14 protein-coding genes are annotated in these 16,111 nt (G+C 69.4%); 11 read left to right on the top strand and 3 right to left on the bottom strand.

Features of this window, described 5'->3' with window-relative positions:
• Nucleotides 1-24: 24 nt before the first annotated feature.
• Nucleotides 25-1,617 carry an MFS transporter gene (locus tag ACV530_RS12495; protein ID WP_494332447.1) on the top strand — a complete coding sequence of 531 codons (1,593 nt, stop codon included), beginning with the start codon at nt 25-27 and terminating at the stop codon, nt 1,615-1,617.
• A 57-nt stretch (nt 1,618-1,674) separates the two neighbouring features.
• Here the strand turns inward: ACV530_RS12495 and aceE are convergent, their stop codons facing one another.
• Complete coding sequence (gene aceE / locus ACV530_RS12490; RefSeq protein WP_494332446.1) at nt 1,675-4,407, bottom strand: pyruvate dehydrogenase (acetyl-transferring), homodimeric type; 2,733 nt, start codon at nt 4,405-4,407, stop codon at nt 1,675-1,677.
• Nucleotides 4,408-4,881: 474 nt separating this feature from the next.
• On the opposite strand from aceE, the gene ACV530_RS12485 reads away from it, so the two are divergent.
• The 6 genes from ACV530_RS12485 to ACV530_RS12460 all read left to right on the top strand — a co-directional run bounded on the left by ACV530_RS12485 (nt 4,882) and on the right by ACV530_RS12460 (nt 9,378).
• Entirely contained in the window at nt 4,882-5,310 is a 429-nt protein-coding gene (locus ACV530_RS12485; protein WP_494332445.1) for a DUF3052 domain-containing protein, read from the top strand.
• Nucleotides 5,311-5,440: 130 nt separating this feature from the next.
• Nucleotides 5,441-5,899 carry a peroxiredoxin gene (locus ACV530_RS12480; RefSeq protein ID WP_494332444.1) on the top strand — a complete coding sequence of 153 codons (459 nt, stop codon included), beginning with the start codon at nt 5,441-5,443 and terminating at the stop codon, nt 5,897-5,899.
• Nucleotides 5,900-6,067: 168 nt separating this feature from the next.
• Entirely contained in the window at nt 6,068-6,643 is a 576-nt protein-coding gene (locus ACV530_RS12475) for a TerD family protein (protein WP_494332443.1), read from the top strand.
• Nucleotides 6,644-6,776: 133 nt separating this feature from the next.
• Nucleotides 6,777-7,352 carry a TerD family protein gene (locus tag ACV530_RS12470; RefSeq protein WP_494332442.1) on the top strand — a complete coding sequence of 192 codons (576 nt, stop codon included), beginning with the start codon at nt 6,777-6,779 and terminating at the stop codon, nt 7,350-7,352.
• Between the two features lie 48 nt (nt 7,353-7,400).
• Complete coding sequence (locus ACV530_RS12465) at nt 7,401-8,537, top strand: DUF475 domain-containing protein (RefSeq protein ID WP_494332441.1); 1,137 nt, start codon at nt 7,401-7,403, stop codon at nt 8,535-8,537.
• A 100-nt stretch (nt 8,538-8,637) separates the two neighbouring features.
• The gene (locus ACV530_RS12460) at nt 8,638-9,378 is read left to right on the top strand and encodes a TerD family protein (protein WP_494332440.1); all 741 of its coding nucleotides are present in this window, start codon (nt 8,638-8,640) and stop codon (nt 9,376-9,378) included.
• 16 nt (nt 9,379-9,394) lie between these two features.
• Here the strand turns inward: ACV530_RS12460 and ACV530_RS12455 are convergent, their stop codons facing one another.
• On the bottom strand, nt 9,395-10,315 hold the full coding sequence (locus ACV530_RS12455) for a TerD family protein (protein ID WP_494332439.1): 921 nt from the start codon (nt 10,313-10,315) through the stop codon (nt 9,395-9,397).
• A gap of 172 nt (nt 10,316-10,487) precedes the next feature.
• Here ACV530_RS12455 and ACV530_RS12450 point away from each other — a divergent pair, with 172 nt between their 5' ends.
• The 4 genes from ACV530_RS12450 to ACV530_RS12435 are packed head-to-tail and all read left to right on the top strand — an operon-like array spanning nt 10,488 to nt 15,774.
• Entirely contained in the window at nt 10,488-11,663 is a 1,176-nt protein-coding gene (locus tag ACV530_RS12450) for an HpcH/HpaI aldolase/citrate lyase family protein (protein WP_494332438.1), read from the top strand.
• Nucleotides 11,663-14,257 (top strand): phosphoribosyltransferase, encoded by a 2,595-nt coding sequence (locus ACV530_RS12445; RefSeq protein WP_494332610.1) that lies wholly within the window; start codon nt 11,663-11,665, stop codon nt 14,255-14,257. Before ACV530_RS12450 ends, ACV530_RS12445 begins: the two co-directional genes overlap by 1 nt.
• Nucleotides 14,254-15,075: an HAD family hydrolase gene (locus ACV530_RS12440; RefSeq protein WP_494332437.1), complete on the top strand. Its 822-nt coding sequence runs from the start codon at nt 14,254-14,256 to the stop codon at nt 15,073-15,075. The genes ACV530_RS12445 and ACV530_RS12440 overlap by 4 nt, the downstream gene beginning before the upstream one ends.
• A gap of 39 nt (nt 15,076-15,114) precedes the next feature.
• A complete protein-coding gene (locus tag ACV530_RS12435) occupies nt 15,115-15,774 on the top strand; it encodes an O-methyltransferase (RefSeq protein ID WP_494332436.1) in 660 nt (219 codons plus the stop codon).
• A 133-nt stretch (nt 15,775-15,907) separates the two neighbouring features.
• On the opposite strand, the gene ACV530_RS12430 is transcribed toward ACV530_RS12435, so the two are convergent.
• Nucleotides 15,908-16,111, bottom strand: coding sequence for an FmdB family zinc ribbon protein (locus ACV530_RS12430; RefSeq protein ID WP_494332435.1), 204 nt, complete (start codon nt 16,109-16,111; stop codon nt 15,908-15,910).

The following is a 16,111-nucleotide window of genomic DNA, read 5'->3' as shown; positions in this document are numbered from 1 at the left end:
AGCCGCTGCCAATAATCTCGGGCCATGACGCCTGAGACCACCGTCGCCGAGGCGACTACGGACACGGCGCCCCGGAGCGGCCTCCGGGGCCATCCCTGGCTGACACTCTTCTCCGTCGCGGTGGGCGTGATGATGGTCGCGCTGGACGGCACGATCGTCGCCATCGCCAACCCCGCCATCCGGGACGATCTGGGAGCCTCGCTCGCCGACGTCCAATGGATCACCAACGCCTATCTCCTCGCCCTCGCCGTCGCCCTGATCACCGCGGGCAAACTGGGCGACCGCTTCGGGCACCGTCTGATCTTCCTTATCGGTACCACCGGTTTCGCCGCCTCCTCGGGACTCATCGCGCTGTCCGGCAGCGTGTCGATGGTCGTCACCCTCCGGGCGGTCCAGGGGCTGTGCGGTGCGCTGCTGATGCCATCCGCGCTCGGCCTGCTGCGCGCGGCCTTCCCGGCCGCGAAGCTCAACATGGCCATCGGCGTATGGGGCATGGTCATCGGCGCCTCGACCGCCGCCGGCCCGATCCTCGGCGGACTGCTCGTCGAGCACGTCAACTGGCAGTCCGTCTTCTTCATCAATGTGCCGGTGGGCGCGCTCGCGCTCGTCCTCGGCCTGATCACCCTCAAGGACCACCGCGCCGAGAACGCGCCGAGGTCGTTCGACATCCTCGGCATCGTCCTGCTGTCCGGCGCGATGTTCTGCCTCATCTGGTCACTCATCAAGGTGACGGACTGGAGCTGGGGTGACGCCCGGACGCTGGGCTTCCTCGCGGCGGCACTGGTGGGCTTCGTCCTCTTCGCCGTGTGGCAGACCAGGGTCCGCGAACCGCTGCTGCCCCTGCGCCTGTTCCGCTCCGTACCGCTGTCCGCCGCCACGATCCTGATGGTCCTGATGGCCTTCGCGTTCATGGGCGGACTGTTCTACGTCACCTTCTATCTGCAGAACGTACACGGGATGACACCGGTGAACGCGGGGCTCCATCTGCTGCCGCTCACCGGGATGATGATCTTCAGCGCACCCGCCGCCGGCGCCGCGATCACCCGGTTCGGACCGCGGATACCCCTGGTCGTCGGCATGGTCTGCACATGCGTCGCCTGCTTCGGCATGGCCGCGCTCAAGACGGACACCGGCACCGGCCTGATGTCGCTCTGGTTCGCCCTGCTCGGCCTGGGCCTGGCACCGGTCATGGTCGGCGCGACCGATGTGATCGTCGGCAATGCCCCGCTGGAGCACGCGGGCCTGGCCGGCGGCCTCCAGCAGAGCGCCATGCAGGTGGGCGGATCGCTCGGTACGGCCGTGCTCGGCGCGATCGTGGCCTCCCGCGTCCACCACCTGCTGCCCGGGCGGTGGTCCGGGGCCGGGCTGCCGCCGAGCCCGAAGGAACAGATGGACCTGGTGGCCCGCGGGGCCGAGCTCGGTGTCTTCCGGGCGCCGCCGAAGACCCCGCCGGAGATCGCCGCGAAGGTCGGCGACGTCGTCCACGGCACGTTCGTGTCGGGCATGAGCACGGCGTTCGTCGTCTCCGGCTGCGTCGCCGCGGTGGCGGCCGTCGCCGCACTCTTCACCAAGCGCGGCGCGAACGCGGACTCCTCACAGTGTGGAATGCACATCTGAAAACACTTGGGCCCGGACGGCAGTTGCCGTCCGGGCCCAAGTCTTAGCTCTTGCCGCTTACGCGTCGCCGCCCGCGGCGCCCGGGTGGGCAGCCGCCACGTCGAGCAGCTCGTAGCGGTCGATCGCCTGCTTCAGCGCCGAGCGGTCGATCTTGCCCTCCTTGGCGAGCTCGGTGAGCACGCCGAGGACGATCGACTGCGCGTCGATGTGGAAGAAGCGACGGGCCGCACCGCGGGTGTCCGCGAAGCCGAAGCCGTCCGCACCCAGCGACTGGTACGTGCCGGGCACCCAGCGCGAGATCTGGTCCGGAACCGCCCGCATCCAGTCGGACACGGCCACCTTCGGGCCCTCGGCGCCGGCGAGCTTCTGCGTCACGTACGGGACGCGCTGCTCCTCCTCCGGGTGCAGGAGGTTGTGCTCCTCCACCTTGATGGCCTCGTTGCGCAGCTCGTTCCAGGAGGTCGCCGACCAGACGTCCGCCTTGACGTTCCACTCCTCGGCGAGGATGCGCTGGGCCTCGATCGCCCACGGCACCGCCACACCGGAGGCGAGGATCTGCGCCGGGATGGCGCCCTTCTCGCCCGACTTGAACCGGTACAGACCCTTGAGGATGCCCTCGGCGTCCACGTTCTCCGGCTCGGCCGGGTGCTGGATCGGCTCGTTGTAGACGGTCATGTAGTAGAAGACGTTCTCGGCGTTCTCGCCGTACATCCGCCGCAGACCGTCCTTGACGATGTGCGCGATCTCGAAGCCGAACGCCGGGTCGTACGCGACGACACCCGGGTTGGTCGAGGCCAGCAGGTGCGAGTGGCCGTCCGCGTGCTGCAGGCCCTCGCCCGTCAGGGTCGTACGGCCGGCGGTCGCGCCCAGGACGAAACCGCGCGCCAGCTGGTCGGCCATCTGCCAGAACTGGTCACCGGTGCGCTGGAACCCGAACATCGAGTAGAAGACGTAGATCGGGATCAGCGGCTCGCCGTGCGTCGCGTAGGCGGAGCCCGCGGCGATCAGCGAGGCGGTGCAGCCCGCCTCCGAGATGCCGTCGTGCAGCATCTGGCCGGTCGGGGACTCCTTGTACGCGAGCAGCAGCTCGCGGTCCACGGCCTCGTACTGCTGGCCCAGCGGGTTGTAGATCTTCGCCGACGGGAACAGCGAGTCCATGCCGAAGGTGCGGTACTCGTCGGGCGCGATCGGCACGAAGCGCTTGCCGATCTCCTTGTCCCGCATGAGGTCCTTGAGCAGGCGGACGAACGCCATGGTGGTGGCGATCGACTGCTGGCCGGAGCCCTTCCTGGTGGGGGCGTAGGCCTTGTCACCCGGCAGGACGAGCGGCTTCGAGCGGTCCACACGAGTCGGTACGTAGCCGCCCAGCGCGGTGCGCCGGTCGTGCATGTACTGGATCTCTTCCGAGTCCTTGCCCGGGTGGTAGTACGGCGGCAGGCCGGACTCCAGCTCCTTGTCCGAGACCGGGATGTGCAGACGGTCACGGAAGCGCTTGAGGTCCTCGACCGTCAGCTTCTTCATCTGGTGGGTCGCGTTGCGGCCCTCGAAGTTCGGGCCGAGCGTCCAGCCCTTGACCGTCTGCGCCAGGATCACGGTCGGCTGGCCCTTGTGGGACTTGGCCGCCGCGTACGCCGCGAAGATCTTCTTGTGGTCGTGACCGCCACGGCCCAGGTGCAGGATCTGGTCGTCGGTCATGCCGTCGACCATCTTGCGGAGACGGTGGTCGTCGCCGAAGAAGTGCTGACGGATGTACGCACCGGTCTCGGTGGCGTACGTCTGGAACTGGCCGTCCGGGGTGCTGTTGAGCTTGTTGACCAGGATGCCGTCGGTGTCCTGGGCCAGCAGCGGGTCCCAGGAGCGGTCCCACACCAGCTTGATCACGTTCCAGCCGGCGCCGCGGAACTGCGACTCCAGCTCCTGCATGATCTTGCCGTTGCCACGCACCGGACCGTCGAGGCGCTGCAGGTTGCAGTTGACGACGAAGGTCAGGTTGTCCAGGCCCTCACGGGCGGCCAGGGACAGCTGGCCGAGCGACTCCGGCTCGTCCATCTCGCCGTCGCCCAGGAACGCCCACACGTGGGACTTGGAGGTGTCGGCGATGCCGCGCGCCTCCATGTAGCGGTTCATCCGCGCCTGGTAGATCGCGCCGAGGGGGCCGAGGCCCATCGAGACGGTCGGGAACTCCCAGAAGTCCGGCATCAGCCGCGGGTGCGGGTAGCTGGACAGACCGTACGGAGCCTTCGACTTCTCCTGGCGGAACGCGTCGAGCTGCTGCTCGGACAGTCGGTCCAGCAGGAAGGCACGGGCGTAGACGCCCGGCGAGGCGTGGCCCTGGAAGAAGATCTGGTCGCCGCCGTCGCCGCCGTCCTTGCCACGGAAGAAGTGGTTGAAGCCCACGTCGTACAGCGAGGCGGAGGATGCGAAGGTGGCGATGTGGCCGCCGACGCCGATGCCCGGGCGCTGCGCGCGCGAAACCATCACGGCCGCGTTCCACCGGGTCGCGTTGAGGACCTTGCGCTCGATCTCCTCGTTGCCGGGGAAGAACGGCTCGTCCTTGGTCGCGATGGTGTTGACGTAGTCCGTGCTGCGCATCTCGGGCACGGCCACGTTCTTCTCGCGGGCCCGCTCGATCAGGCGAAGCATGAGGTAGCGGGCGCGTTCCCGGCCTCGCTCGTCGACGGCTGCGTCGAGCGAGTCGAGCCATTCCCGGGTCTCTTCGGGATCGAAGTCCGGGACCTGGCTGGGAAGGCCGCCAATGATGATCGGGTTGCGATCGGATCCGGAAGCCACGCTGTTCCTTCGCTGTTCGGGTCGTGTCGTGCTCGGCACGCGATGGATGCTGAGCGCGACGCGGTCAAATACTGGTCTCCGCGATGGTCGCTCGGCTCCCATCGTGGACCGCGGCGACGCAAACGTCATCTCTACTGGGCGGTAACCGCCACCCTGAGATGAAGTGTCGGAGGTCGGCCGTCTCGCGGCGGCCAAATCGCAACCTTACGCCCCCTATGGGGGTCCCTTGCGTACGGCCGTTCGGCCTCGGGTCCGGTAATCGCAGGGAGTAACTTCACAAACCCGGCAAACGCTGTGTCGCGAATCACGGATAGACCCGGTCTCATGGTTGGAGTTGCCACGAGACGTCAACGTTTGGGAGGGATCGCTGAGCGGGTACTTGCGCGATCCGTCCGTCACGTGTGGACTACGCCCAATGCTTCGCGTACGCGAGCATGGATCGACGATTTCTCGAAAAATGACAGGAGGCACTCAGTGAGCGCGACCGCGGACCACGCGGAGGAGCGGACCAATCCCGCCACACGGCTGGGGTTCGAGCCCGGACAGGTGGTCCAGGAGATCGGTTACGACGACGACGTCGACCAGGATCTCCGTGAAGGTATCGAGTCGCTCATCGGCCAGGAACTGGTCGACGAGGACTACGACGACGTGGCCGACGTCGTCCTGCTGTGGTTCCGGGACGAGGACGGCGACCTCACGGACGCGCTGGTGGATGCCATCGGCCTGCTCGACGAGGGCGGCGACATCTGGTTGCTGACGCCCAAGACCGGCCGGGACGGCTACATCGAGCCGAGTGACATCCAGGACGCCTCCCAGACCGCCGGGCTCTCCCAGACCAAGAGCATCAGCGTGGCCAAGGACTGGAGCGGCACGCGCCTGAGCGCGCCCAAGTCCAAGCGCTAGGGCCCGCCCCCGAGCACCGCGGCGCCCCCGGCAGCCTTCCGCTGCCGGGGGCGCCGTGCGTCGCGCCCGGGGCGCAGTGACACACTGGCCGCCTACGACCCGTAACCGGCCAGGAAGAGGGAAGCGAACCATGGCGATCGACGTCGGCACCAAGGCTCCGGACTTCGCGCTGAAGAACCAGCACGGCGAGACCGTCCGGCTGTCCGACTTCCGCGGGGAGAAGGCCGTCGTGCTGCTCTTCTACCCCTTCGCCTTCACCGGTGTCTGCACCGGCGAGCTGTGCGCGCTGCGCGACGAGCTGCCGAAGTTCGTCAACGACGACGTCCAGCTGCTCGCCGTCTCCAACGACGCGCCTTTCTCGCTGCGCGTCTTCGCCGAGCAGGAGAACCTCGAGTACCCGCTGCTGTCGGACTTCTGGCCGCACGGCGACGTCAGCCGCGCCTACGGCGTCTTCGACGAGGAGAAGGGCTGCGCGGTGCGCGGCACCTTCATCATCGACAAGGACGGCGTCGTGCGCTGGACGGTCGTCAACGGCCTGCCGGACGCACGTGACCTCGAGGACTACGTCAAGGCGCTCGCCGCGCTCTGAGCGCGCGCCGGAGCGGTCCGGGGCACCGGAGGCGATCCGGTGTTCCCCGGAAGCAGGACTCTGTCCACGGACGGGAACCGGTCCCTAGGATCCAGACGTTGATCGGGTGCCATCGCAACAACAGGGGGCACGGTTCCCGTCCGCCCTCTTCGAACCAGTGGAGGACCTGTGGGAGTCAGCCTCAGCAAGGGCGGCAACGTCTCGCTGACCAAGAGCGCCCCGAACCTGACCGCCGTCATAGTCGCTCTCGGCTGGGACGCCCGCACCACGACCGGTGCGGACTTCGACCTGGACGCCAGCGCTCTGCTGACGAGTGATCAGGGCAAGGTCGTCTCCGACCAGCACTTCGTCTTCTTCAACAACCTCAAGAGCCCCGAGGGCTCCGTCGAGCACACCGGTGACAACCTCACCGGCGACGGTGAGGGCGACGACGAGGTCATCAAGGTCAACCTGGCCGCGGTCCCGGCCGAGGTCGCGAAGATCGTCTTCCCGGTCTCGATCTACGACGCGGAGACCCGCCAGCAGAACTTCGGCCAGGTGCGCAACGCCTACATCCGCGTGGTGAACCAGGCGGACGGCTCCGAGCTGGCGCGCTACGACCTCAGCGAGGACGCCTCGACCGAGACCGCCATGGTCTTCGGCGAGCTCTACCGCAACGGTGGCGAGTGGAAGTTCCGCGCCATCGGCCAGGGTTACGCCTCGGGCCTGCGCGGCATCGCGCAGGACTTCGGCGTCAACGTCTGACAGAACTGCGGGTCGCTTCCTTCGGCCCGCAGCAGCCCGCGTCCGGCGCCGTACACCCATGTGCGGCGCCGGACGCGCGCTGCGGCACTTGTTCAACGCGGCACTTGTTCAACTCCGGGGAGGAAACAGGATCATGGGTGTCACGCTCGCCAAGGGGGGCAATGTCTCCCTCTCCAAGTCCGCGCCGAATCTGACCGCGATCGTCGTCGGTCTCGGCTGGGACGCGCGCACCACGACCGGCGCCGATTACGACCTGGACGCGAGCGCGCTGCTGTGCGCCTCGGGCCGGGTGATGGGCGACCAGTACTTCGTCTTCTACAACAACCTCAAGAGCCCTGAGGGTTCCGTGGAGCACACGGGAGACAACCTCACGGGCGAGGGCGAGGGCGACGACGAGACGATCTTGATCGACCTCACAAAGGTGCCGGCCGTCTGCGACAAAATCGTCTTCCCGGTCTCGATTCACGAGGCCGACATCCGCGGCCAGAACTTCGGCCAGGTGCGCAATGCGTACATCCGCGTGGTGAACCAGGCGGACGGCTCCGAGCTGGCCCGTTACGACCTGAGCGAGGACGCGTCGGGCGAAACCGCGATGATCTTCGGCGAGGTCTACCGCTATGGCGGCGAATGGAAGTTCCGGGCCGTCGGCCAGGGGTATGCGTCCGGCCTGCGCGGCATCGCTCTAGACTTCGGGGTCAACGTTTCGTAAAGCCGTGTACTGCGCGGGGTAATACCCGACAGAAGGAATGGGTGGCCAGTGCTCCTGAAAACCTTTGGTTGGTCGTTCGCCGTGACCGCGGCCGGCCTGGCCGCGGCCGGTCTGCTCTGGGGATGGCAGGGCCTGGCGATCGTCGCGATCCTGTCCGTCCTCGAGATCTCGCTCTCGTTCGACAATGCGGTCATCAACGCGGGAATCCTGCGGAAGATGAACCCCTTCTGGCAGAAGATGTTCCTGACCCTGGGCATCCTCATCGCCGTCTTCGGCATGAGGCTGGTGTTCCCGGTGGTCATCGTGGCCATCACCGCCAAACTGGGGCCGATCGAGGCGGTCAAGGTCGCGATCAACCACCATGATCAGTACGAGCAGTTGGTCACCAGCGCTCACCCGGCCATCGCCGCATTCGGTGGCATGTTCCTGCTCATGATCTTCCTCGACTTCCTCTTCGAGGAGCGGGAAATACAGTGGCTCGGCCGGCTGGAGCGCCCGCTGGCCAGGCTCGGCAGGGTCGAGAGCCTCTCCGTGGTCGTCTCGCTGGTGCTGCTGCTCGTCGCCGCCACCACCGTCGCCACCGCGGTGCCGGTGCACGGCGGTGACGGCACGGTCGACAAGGCCGCGACGGTGCTGCTGGCGGGCATCGCCGGACTGGTCACCTATCTGATCGTCGGCGGCATCTCCGGCTTCTTCGAGGACCGCCTCGAGGACGACGAGGAGGACGAAGAGCGTGAGGAGCCCGCGAAGAAGGGTGCCGGCTCGGCCATTGGCCTCGCGGGCAAGGCCGCCTTCTTCATGTTCCTCTACCTCGAGGTGATCGACGCCTCGTTCTCCTTCGACGGTGTCATCGGCGCGTTCGCGATCACCAACGACATCTTTGTCATGGCCCTGGGCCTGGGTATCGGCGCGATGTACATCCGCTCGCTGACGGTCTTCCTCGTCCGCAAGGGCACCCTTGACGACTACGTCTACCTCGAGCACGGCGCGCACTACGCCATCGGTGCGCTCGCCGTCATCCTGCTCGTCACCATCAAGTACGAGGTCAACGAGGTCGTCACCGGCCTCGTCGGCGTGGTGCTGATCGGCCTGTCGTTCATGTCCTCGGTGCGCCGCAACCGGAGGGAGGCGGCGGCGGGCGCGGGCGACGCGTCGGCCAAGCAAGAGGTCACCTCCGGGGTGTGACCCCGGCACATTTGCGGAACCCTCTGATCGGGGCGGTGGTGAGGCTCACCTTGCCACCGCCCCGTGGCAGTTCGGGCCATGACCAGAGGGGGGTCACACCATGACCGTATGGGACAAGCTCTTCGGCAACTGGGGGAGCGCGGCGCGGCAGTTCGACAACGTCCATCACGGGACGGGCGCCGTGGAGCTGACCAAGCGAAACCCGCTGTATTCGCTGACCAAGCAGGGGGCGGCGGTCGGCAACATGAGGGTGAACCTGTCATGGCGGATGCGGAGTTCCGACTTCGACGAGATGCACCGCGGCGGCGGTAAGCGGAACAAGTTCCGCAAGTTCACCCCGGACGTGGTGCAGGCCCAGGGCACCGCCATGGTCTCCGTGGACCTCGACCTCGCCTGCATGTACGAGCTCTGGGACGGGTCCAAAGGCGTAGTGCAGCCCCTCGGGAACATACTGGGCAGCATCAACGCCCCGCCGTACGTCAAGCTCAGCGGGGACGACCGGTTCGGCTCCGGCGCGGGTGAGGACATCTACATCAACCTCGACCACCGCGACGAGATCAAGCGACTGCTGATCTTCGTCTACATCTACGACGGCACCCCCGCCTTCGACCGTACCCACGCGACCGTGACGCTCTACCCGGGCAACGGTCCGCGCCTGGAGATCGAGCTCCACGAGAGGGCGCGGGAGGCGCGGTCGTGCGCGGTGGTGATGATCGAGAACAACAAGAAGGAGATCATCGTCCGGCGCGAGATGAAGTACGTGTACGGCTTCCAGGCGGAGCTGGACCGGCTCTACGGCTGGGGACTCCAGTGGGGGCGGGGCTACAAGTCCAAGGTCTGACCCGACTGGTGAGTGGCTAGCCGCCCGGCTGGAACTGCGGGCCCTGCGGCGGCAGCCGGAAGGCCGGGTCGGCGGCCGCGGCCCGCTGCTGCGGGTAGCCGTACGACGGCTGCGCGGGCTGCGGCTGCTGGGGATAGCCGTAGGAGGGCCGTGCCGCCGGGAACTGCGGGTAGCCGTAGGCGGCTGCCGGAGCCGTCTGCGGCTGCGGCGGGATCACCGGCGGTACGGACGGGGGCGGGGGATAGGCCGTGCCGTTCGCCGCTTCCGGTGCGGCGGGCGCCGGTATCGGCGGCGGGGCGGTCTCGGCCTTGGCCTCGGTTTCGGGCTTGGTTTCGGTTTCGGACTTGGCTCGGGTCTCGGGTCCGGCTCCGGTCTCGGCTTGGGCCTCGGAGTCGTCCACCGAGATGCCGAACTCCGTGGCCAGGCCCACCAGCCCCGAGGCGTAACCCTGCCCGAGCGCGCGGAACTTCCAGCCCTCGCCCCGCCGGTAGAGCTCGCCGCAGATCATGGCGGTCTCCTCGCCGGTCTCCGGCTGCATGTCGAAGCGCGCTATGGGTTCGGCGGCGAGGGTGCCGTGCGCGCTGTCGTGCAGTACGACGCACAGGCCTTCGACGCGCCCGAAGGCGCCGCCGTCCGCCGACGCGGCGAGCACGATGCGCTGCACCGAGGGGTCCAGCGCGGTCAGTTCGGCCTCGACCGAGTCCGCCATGCCCTCGGACAGCCGCTGCTTGGACAGATGACGGACCAGCCCCGAGGGGTGGCGCGGCTGGTTGTAGAAGACGAAGTCCTCGTCGGAGCGCACGCGTCCGTCGTCGCCCAGGAGGAGTGCGGAGACATCCACGTCCGGGACGCCCGGTCCCGGGGCCCAGCGCAGTACGGCCCGTACGGCCCGGGCCTCCAGCGGGATGTTCGACCCCTTGGACATCGCGTGCGTCATGCCCGCAATCCTGCCCTCTCGCGCGGGCCATGGACAACGCGGGGAAGGTCATCGGGACTGCTGAATACAGGAAGTACTGCTGTGGTGAGAGGAGTTTTTCGAGGAGTTGGGGAACTCTTGACCCCATGTCGAGCGTACGATGATCGGCCACGTGCGGCAGACGGGGAGAACGATGCGACATTTTGGACACCTTGCGCCCGAGGTGCGGAACGGACTGTTCCACCGGGAGCCGGGTGAGTTCGACGCCGGTTCCCCGGCCCGTACGCTCGCGATCGCCCTCGGTGCCACGCTCTACAGCCCCGCCACCCGGCCCACGCTCGCCCGCGACATCGTCCGGCAGGCCGGTCGCGGTGTCGTGTCCATGGTGCTGTGCCTCGAGGACTCCATCGGTGACGGCGAGGTGCGGGCCGCGGAGGACAACCTCGTCCGCCACCTCACGGAGTTGAGCGGCGCCTCCGTGCCGCTTGTGCCGTTGTTGTTCGTACGGGTCCGGGAACCCGGCCAGATCCCCGGACTCATGCACCGGCTCGGCCCCGCTCGTGCGCTGGTGTCCGGATTCGTCCTGCCGAAGTTCACCGAGGACCGCGGCCTGCCGTTCCTCGAGGCCCTCACCGAGGCCGAGGAGGCCCACGGGCAGCGGCTGTTCGCCATGCCCGTACTCGAGTCCCCCGAACTGCTCCACCTCGAGACCCGCGCCGAGGCCCTCGCCGGAATCGCCCGCACGGTGGCGAAATACCGTGACCGCGTGCTCGCCCTGCGGCTCGGCGTCACCGACTTCTGCTCCGCCTACGGGCTGCGCCGGGCGCCCGACATGACCGCGTACGACGTCCGGATCGTCGCCTCCGTCATCGCCGACGTCGTCAACGTCCTCGGCCGCGCCGACGGCAGCGGCTTTACCGTCACCGGCCCGGTGTGGGAGTACTTCCGCCAGCACGAGCGGATGTTCAAGCCGCAGCTGCGCCGCACTCCGTTCGCCGGCCCGGCGGAGGAACTGCGCACCGCGCTGATCGCCCACGACATGGACGGCCTCCTGCGGGAGATCGAACTCGACCGTGCGAACGGCCTGATGGGCAAGACCTGCATCCATCCTTCGCACGTCGCGCCCGTGCACGCGCTCTCGGTCGTCAGCCACGAGGAGTTCAGCGATGCCCGGGACATCCTGCGCTCGATGCGCGACGGCGGCGGAGTGTCGCGTTCCGCCTACACGAACAAGATGAACGAGGCCAAGCCGCACCGGGCCTGGGCCGAACGCACCCTGCTGCGCGCCGAGGTGTTCGGCGTGGCACGGGAGGAAGTCGGCTTCGTGGACCTGCTGGCGGCGAGTGTGTGCGAGGGAGTGGCGCGTTGATGTGGTCGGGTCAGTGGGTCGCGGACCGGCTCGGGGTACGGCTGGAGGGCGACGCCCGTCTGCCGGAGCTGCTGGGCCTCGCCCTGCGGCGCAATCCCAAGCGGGCGCATCTCCTCGTCTCGCATGTGCTGGGCAAGCACGTTCCGGCTTCGCCGCGCGTGGTGTACGGGGCGGGGGTCGATCTCGGCCGCCGCGTCAGGGAGTTGCTCGGCGACGAGGCGGCGGCCCGCGCGGTCGTCCTCGGCTACGCCGAGACCGCCACGGGCCTCGGCCATTCCGTCGCCGACGGCCTCGCCCTCGCGCCGTACCTCCACTCCACGCGGCGGCCGGTGCGGGGTGTGTCGCCGGTCGGCGGCTTCGAGGAGGAGCACAGTCATGCGACGTCGCATCTGCTGTTGCCGGAGGATCCGGCGCTGCTGGGGGGCGGGGGTCCGTTGGTCCTTGTCGATGACGAGCTCTCGACGGGGCGCACGGTTCTGAACACGATTGCGGCGCTCCATAGCCGTCATCCGCGCGAGCGGTATGTGATTGTGGCGCTTGTTGACGTGCGGGGTGCGGGTGACCGCGCCGCTCTGGAGGAGTTCGCGGTGTCGCTGGGGGTGACGGTTGACGTCGTCGCGCTGGCGGCGGGTGAAGTGGTGCTGCCGGATGGGGTGTTGGAGCGGGGGCGGGAGCTGGTGGCCGCGCACGAGCAGGAGGAGCCCCGGTCCCACCCTCTCCCCGTCTCCTGGGGCTCCGCCCCAGACCCCGCTTGTCGCGGCTTCGCCGCTCGGCCTCAAACGCCGGCCGGGCTGGATTGTGCCGGGCCGGGCGAAAATCCAGCCCGGCCGGCGATTGAGGACCAACGCGGCTCCGCCGCGTTGCTGGGGTCCGGGGGCTTGCCCCCGGTTTCGGGAAGGGGCGGGGTGGGGGAATACACCCGTCTGAACCTCAGCTGGCCCACCGGCCTCCCCGACGGCGGCCGCCACGGCTTCACCCCCGCGCACCGCGCACGCCTCGAAGCCGCCCTGCCGGGCCTCGCCGAGCGCATCGCGGCAGCCCTGCCGCCGACTGCGAAGCGCGTACTCGTCCTCGGCAACGAGGAGTTGATGTACGCCCCGCTCCGGATCGCCACCGCACTGGAGCACCACCTCCCCGACAGGGACATCCGCTTCTCCACCACCACCCGTTCCCCCGTCCTCCCCGTCGACGACCCCGGCTACGCCATCCGCACCCGCATCCGCTTCCCCGCGCACGACAACCCGGCGGACGACAACCCGGCGGACGGCAACCCGGCCGACGGCCCCGGCGACCGGTTCGCGTACAACATCGCGAACAACCGCTTCGACGCCATCGTCGCCGTCGTCGACTCGACCGGCGACACCCCCGAACTGCACGCCCCCGGCGGCCTGCTGGACCGGCTCGCCGCACACACCCGAAAGGTGCTGCCGGCAGTGATCCCCTCGCACCGCGCCCCGGGCGAGCCCTTGCGCGGCCCGGCGTTCTCGTCCTACGACCCCGAGGACGTCGGCTGGCTCCTCCAGGACCTCTCCTCCGTGGCCCTCGAGGCGCCCACGGAGGAGCGCGAGGAGGCGGTCCAGAGCGGCGGCGCGCACTACGCCGAGTCGCTGCCCGTCGAGTACCAGCCCAGCGAGCGCTACCAGGTGCTCTACCGCACCGCCCTCGACGCCTCCGCCACCCGCATCGCGCGCGCCGTCGGCGCGGTCACGGAGACCGTGCTCGCGGAGAGGTCCCCACGCCCCGTCCTCGTCTCGCTCGCCCGCGCCGGCACCCCCGTCGGCGTCCTGATGCGCCGCTGGGCCCGGCACGCGCACGGGCTGGACCTGCCGCACTACGCCGTGTCCATCGTCCGCGGCAAGGGCATCGACACCGCCGCCCTGCGCTGGCTCGCCGAGCATCACGACCCGGCCGACGTCGTCTTCGTCGACGGCTGGACGGGCAAGGGCGCCATCACCCGCGAACTGGCCGCCGCCGTACGGGACACACCGTTCGACCCGCGCCTCGCCGTGCTCGCCGACCCCGGCTCCTGCGTGGAGACCTACGGCACGCGCGACGACTTCCTCATCCCCTCCGCCTGCCTCAACTCCACCGTCTCCGGCCTGATTTCGCGTACCGTCCTGCGGCCCGACCTCGTCGGGCCCGGCGACTTCCACGGCGCGAAGTACTACCGCGAGCTCGCCGGCGCCGACGTCTCCCGCTCCTTCCTCGACACCGTCGAGTCCCGCTTCACCGAGGCCTGGGACGACGCCCTCCGCGACGCCAAGGAACTGGCCGCCGCCGACCGCACCCCCACCTGGCAGGGCCGGTGCGCCGTCGAGCGGATCAGCGAGGAGTACGGCATCCACGACACCAACCTCGTCAAGCCCGGCGTCGGCGAGACCACCCGGGTCCTGCTGCGCCGCGTCCCCTGGCGGATCCTCGCCCGGCGCGGCGCGGGCGTCGATCTCGACCACGTACGCCTCCTCGCCGAACAGCGCGGTGTGCCGGTCGAGGAGGCCGACGGCCTCCCGTACAGCTGCGTCGGCCTGATCCACCCCCGCTACACCCGGGGCGCGACCGGCGCCGACGGCAGGACGGCGGTGCGGTCCCGGTGAGCGTTCTCGTTGCCAGCGACCTCGACCGCACCCTCATCTACTCGGCTGCCGCGCTCGGGCTGACGATGCCCGACCCGCAGGCGCCCCGCCTGCTCTGCGTCGAGACGTACGAGCACAAGCCGCTCTCCTACCTGACCGAGGACGCCGCCGCGGTACTGGCCGGCCTGGCCCGTACCGCCGTGCTCGTCCCCACCACCACCCGCACCCGTGCCCAGTACGGCCGCATCCGACTGCCCGGTCCCGCACCGGAGTTCGCGGTCTGCGCCAACGGCGGGGAGATCCTCGTCCGCGGCGAGCCCGACCTCGGCTGGCGGGCGCACGTACGCCGCGCACTGGACGCCGAGTGCGCCCCGCTGGCGGACGTACGCGCCCACCTCCTGCGCACCGCCGACCCCGCCTGGCTGCTCAAGGAGCGCACTGCGGACGGCCTTTTCGCCTATCTGGTCGTCGACCGCGAGAAGGTACCCGGCGCGTGGACCGAGGACCTGGCCGACTGGGCGGGGGAGCGCGGCTGGACGGTGTCCTTCCAGGGCCGCAAGATCTACGCCGTGCCCCGGCCGCTCACCAAGAGCGCCGCCGTGGCCGAGATCGTCCGCCGTACCGGCGCCGGCCGCGTACTCGCCGCGGGCGACTCCCTCCTCGACGCCGACCTGCTCCTCGCCGCCGACCGGGCCTGGCGGCCCGGGCACGGCGAGCTGGCCGAGACGCGGTGGAGCGCACCGCACGTCACCGCACTGACCACGAAGGGCGTCATGGCGGGCCAGGAAATCCTGGAGGCGTTCACACGGGAGGCCCTCATCTCCGTAACCTCCGTATGACACGACCTCATTGACAACCTCAATGACCGAGGAGGGCGCATGTCCCCCAAGAGCCACTGGCTGACCCCCGAGCTCTACGCCTACGTGCTGGCCCACAACCCGCCGCTCGACCCGGTGCAGCGCGCCCTGGTCGACACCACCCGCGCCCTGCTGCCGGACGTCGCCGGCAAGCAGATACCCGCGGAACAAGGCCCGTTGCTGGCCTTCCTCGTACGCCTCACCGGCGCCCGGCACATCGTCGAGGTCGGCACCTTCACCGGGCTGTCCGCCCTGTCCATGGCCCAGGCGCTGCCCGCCGACGGCACGTTGATCACCCTGGACATCTCGGAGGAGTGGACCGCCCCCGCCCACGAGGCCTGGGCCAAGGCCGGGGTCGCCGACCGTATCGACCTGCGCATCGCGCCCGCCCTCGACTCCCTGCGCGTCCTTCCCGACGAGCCGCACATCGACTTCGCGTTCATCGACGCGAACAAGGACGGCTACATCGGCTACTGGGAGGAGCTCGTGCCCCGGATGCGCCCCGGCGGGCTGATCGCCGTGGACAACGTCCTCTTCTCCGGCCAGCCCGCCGACCCCACCGTCACCAGCGGGGCCGGCGCGGACATCAGGGCGTTCAACGCGCACGCACGCGCCGACGCACGCGTGGAGTCCGTCATGCTGACCGTCGCCGACGGACTGACCCTCGCGCGGAAGCGCTAGCGCTCCGCTGAAAGCGAGGGCATGCCACCGCGGGCCGTCCGTGGCCGGTCGCGCCCGCGCGGCGGAGCCGCACAACGCAGCCGTCCCGCGCCCCTTGGGGGCGCGGGACCGCACCGGACTTCGACAAGTCCGCTCAGCCGCAGCAGCCGCCCCCGCAGCACCCGCCACCACTGCTGCGGGGAGCGGCCGTTGTGCCGGTCACCGCGACCGTCGACAGCAACTTCACGGTGTCCGCGTGCCCTTCGGGGCACGTCGCGGGTGCCGAGGACTCCGCCATCGGCCGGTTCAGCTCGAACGTGTCACCACACGCCTTGCAGCGATACTCGTAACGGGGCAT

Source organism: Streptomyces sp. SX-6 (assembly GCF_059089585.1).
Note: the sequence above shows the minus strand (reverse complement) of the source record. Positions and strands in the feature narration are given on the sequence as shown.

What these genes read in the sequence shown, in the direction of transcription:
- ACV530_RS12480 (WP_494332444.1), top strand. Translation starts at nt 5,441, where the DNA reads ATGGCGATCGACGTCGGCACCAAGGCTCCGGACTTCGCGCTGAAGAAC.
- ACV530_RS12470 (WP_494332442.1), top strand. Translation starts at nt 6,777, where the DNA reads ATGGGTGTCACGCTCGCCAAGGGGGGCAATGTCTCCCTCTCCAAGTCC.
- ACV530_RS12495 (WP_494332447.1), top strand. Translation starts at nt 25, where the DNA reads ATGACGCCTGAGACCACCGTCGCCGAGGCGACTACGGACACGGCGCCC.
- ACV530_RS12450 (WP_494332438.1), top strand. Translation starts at nt 10,488, where the DNA reads ATGCGACATTTTGGACACCTTGCGCCCGAGGTGCGGAACGGACTGTTC.
- ACV530_RS12455 (WP_494332439.1), bottom strand. Translation starts at nt 10,315, where the DNA reads ATGACGCACGCGATGTCCAAGGGGTCGAACATCCCGCTGGAGGCCCGG.
- ACV530_RS12430 (WP_494332435.1), bottom strand. Translation starts at nt 16,111, where the DNA reads ATGCCCCGTTACGAGTATCGCTGCAAGGCGTGTGGTGACACGTTCGAG.
- ACV530_RS12460 (WP_494332440.1), top strand. Translation starts at nt 8,638, where the DNA reads ATGACCGTATGGGACAAGCTCTTCGGCAACTGGGGGAGCGCGGCGCGG.
- ACV530_RS12445 (WP_494332610.1), top strand. Translation starts at nt 11,663, where the DNA reads ATGTGGTCGGGTCAGTGGGTCGCGGACCGGCTCGGGGTACGGCTGGAG.
- ACV530_RS12435 (WP_494332436.1), top strand. Translation starts at nt 15,115, where the DNA reads ATGTCCCCCAAGAGCCACTGGCTGACCCCCGAGCTCTACGCCTACGTG.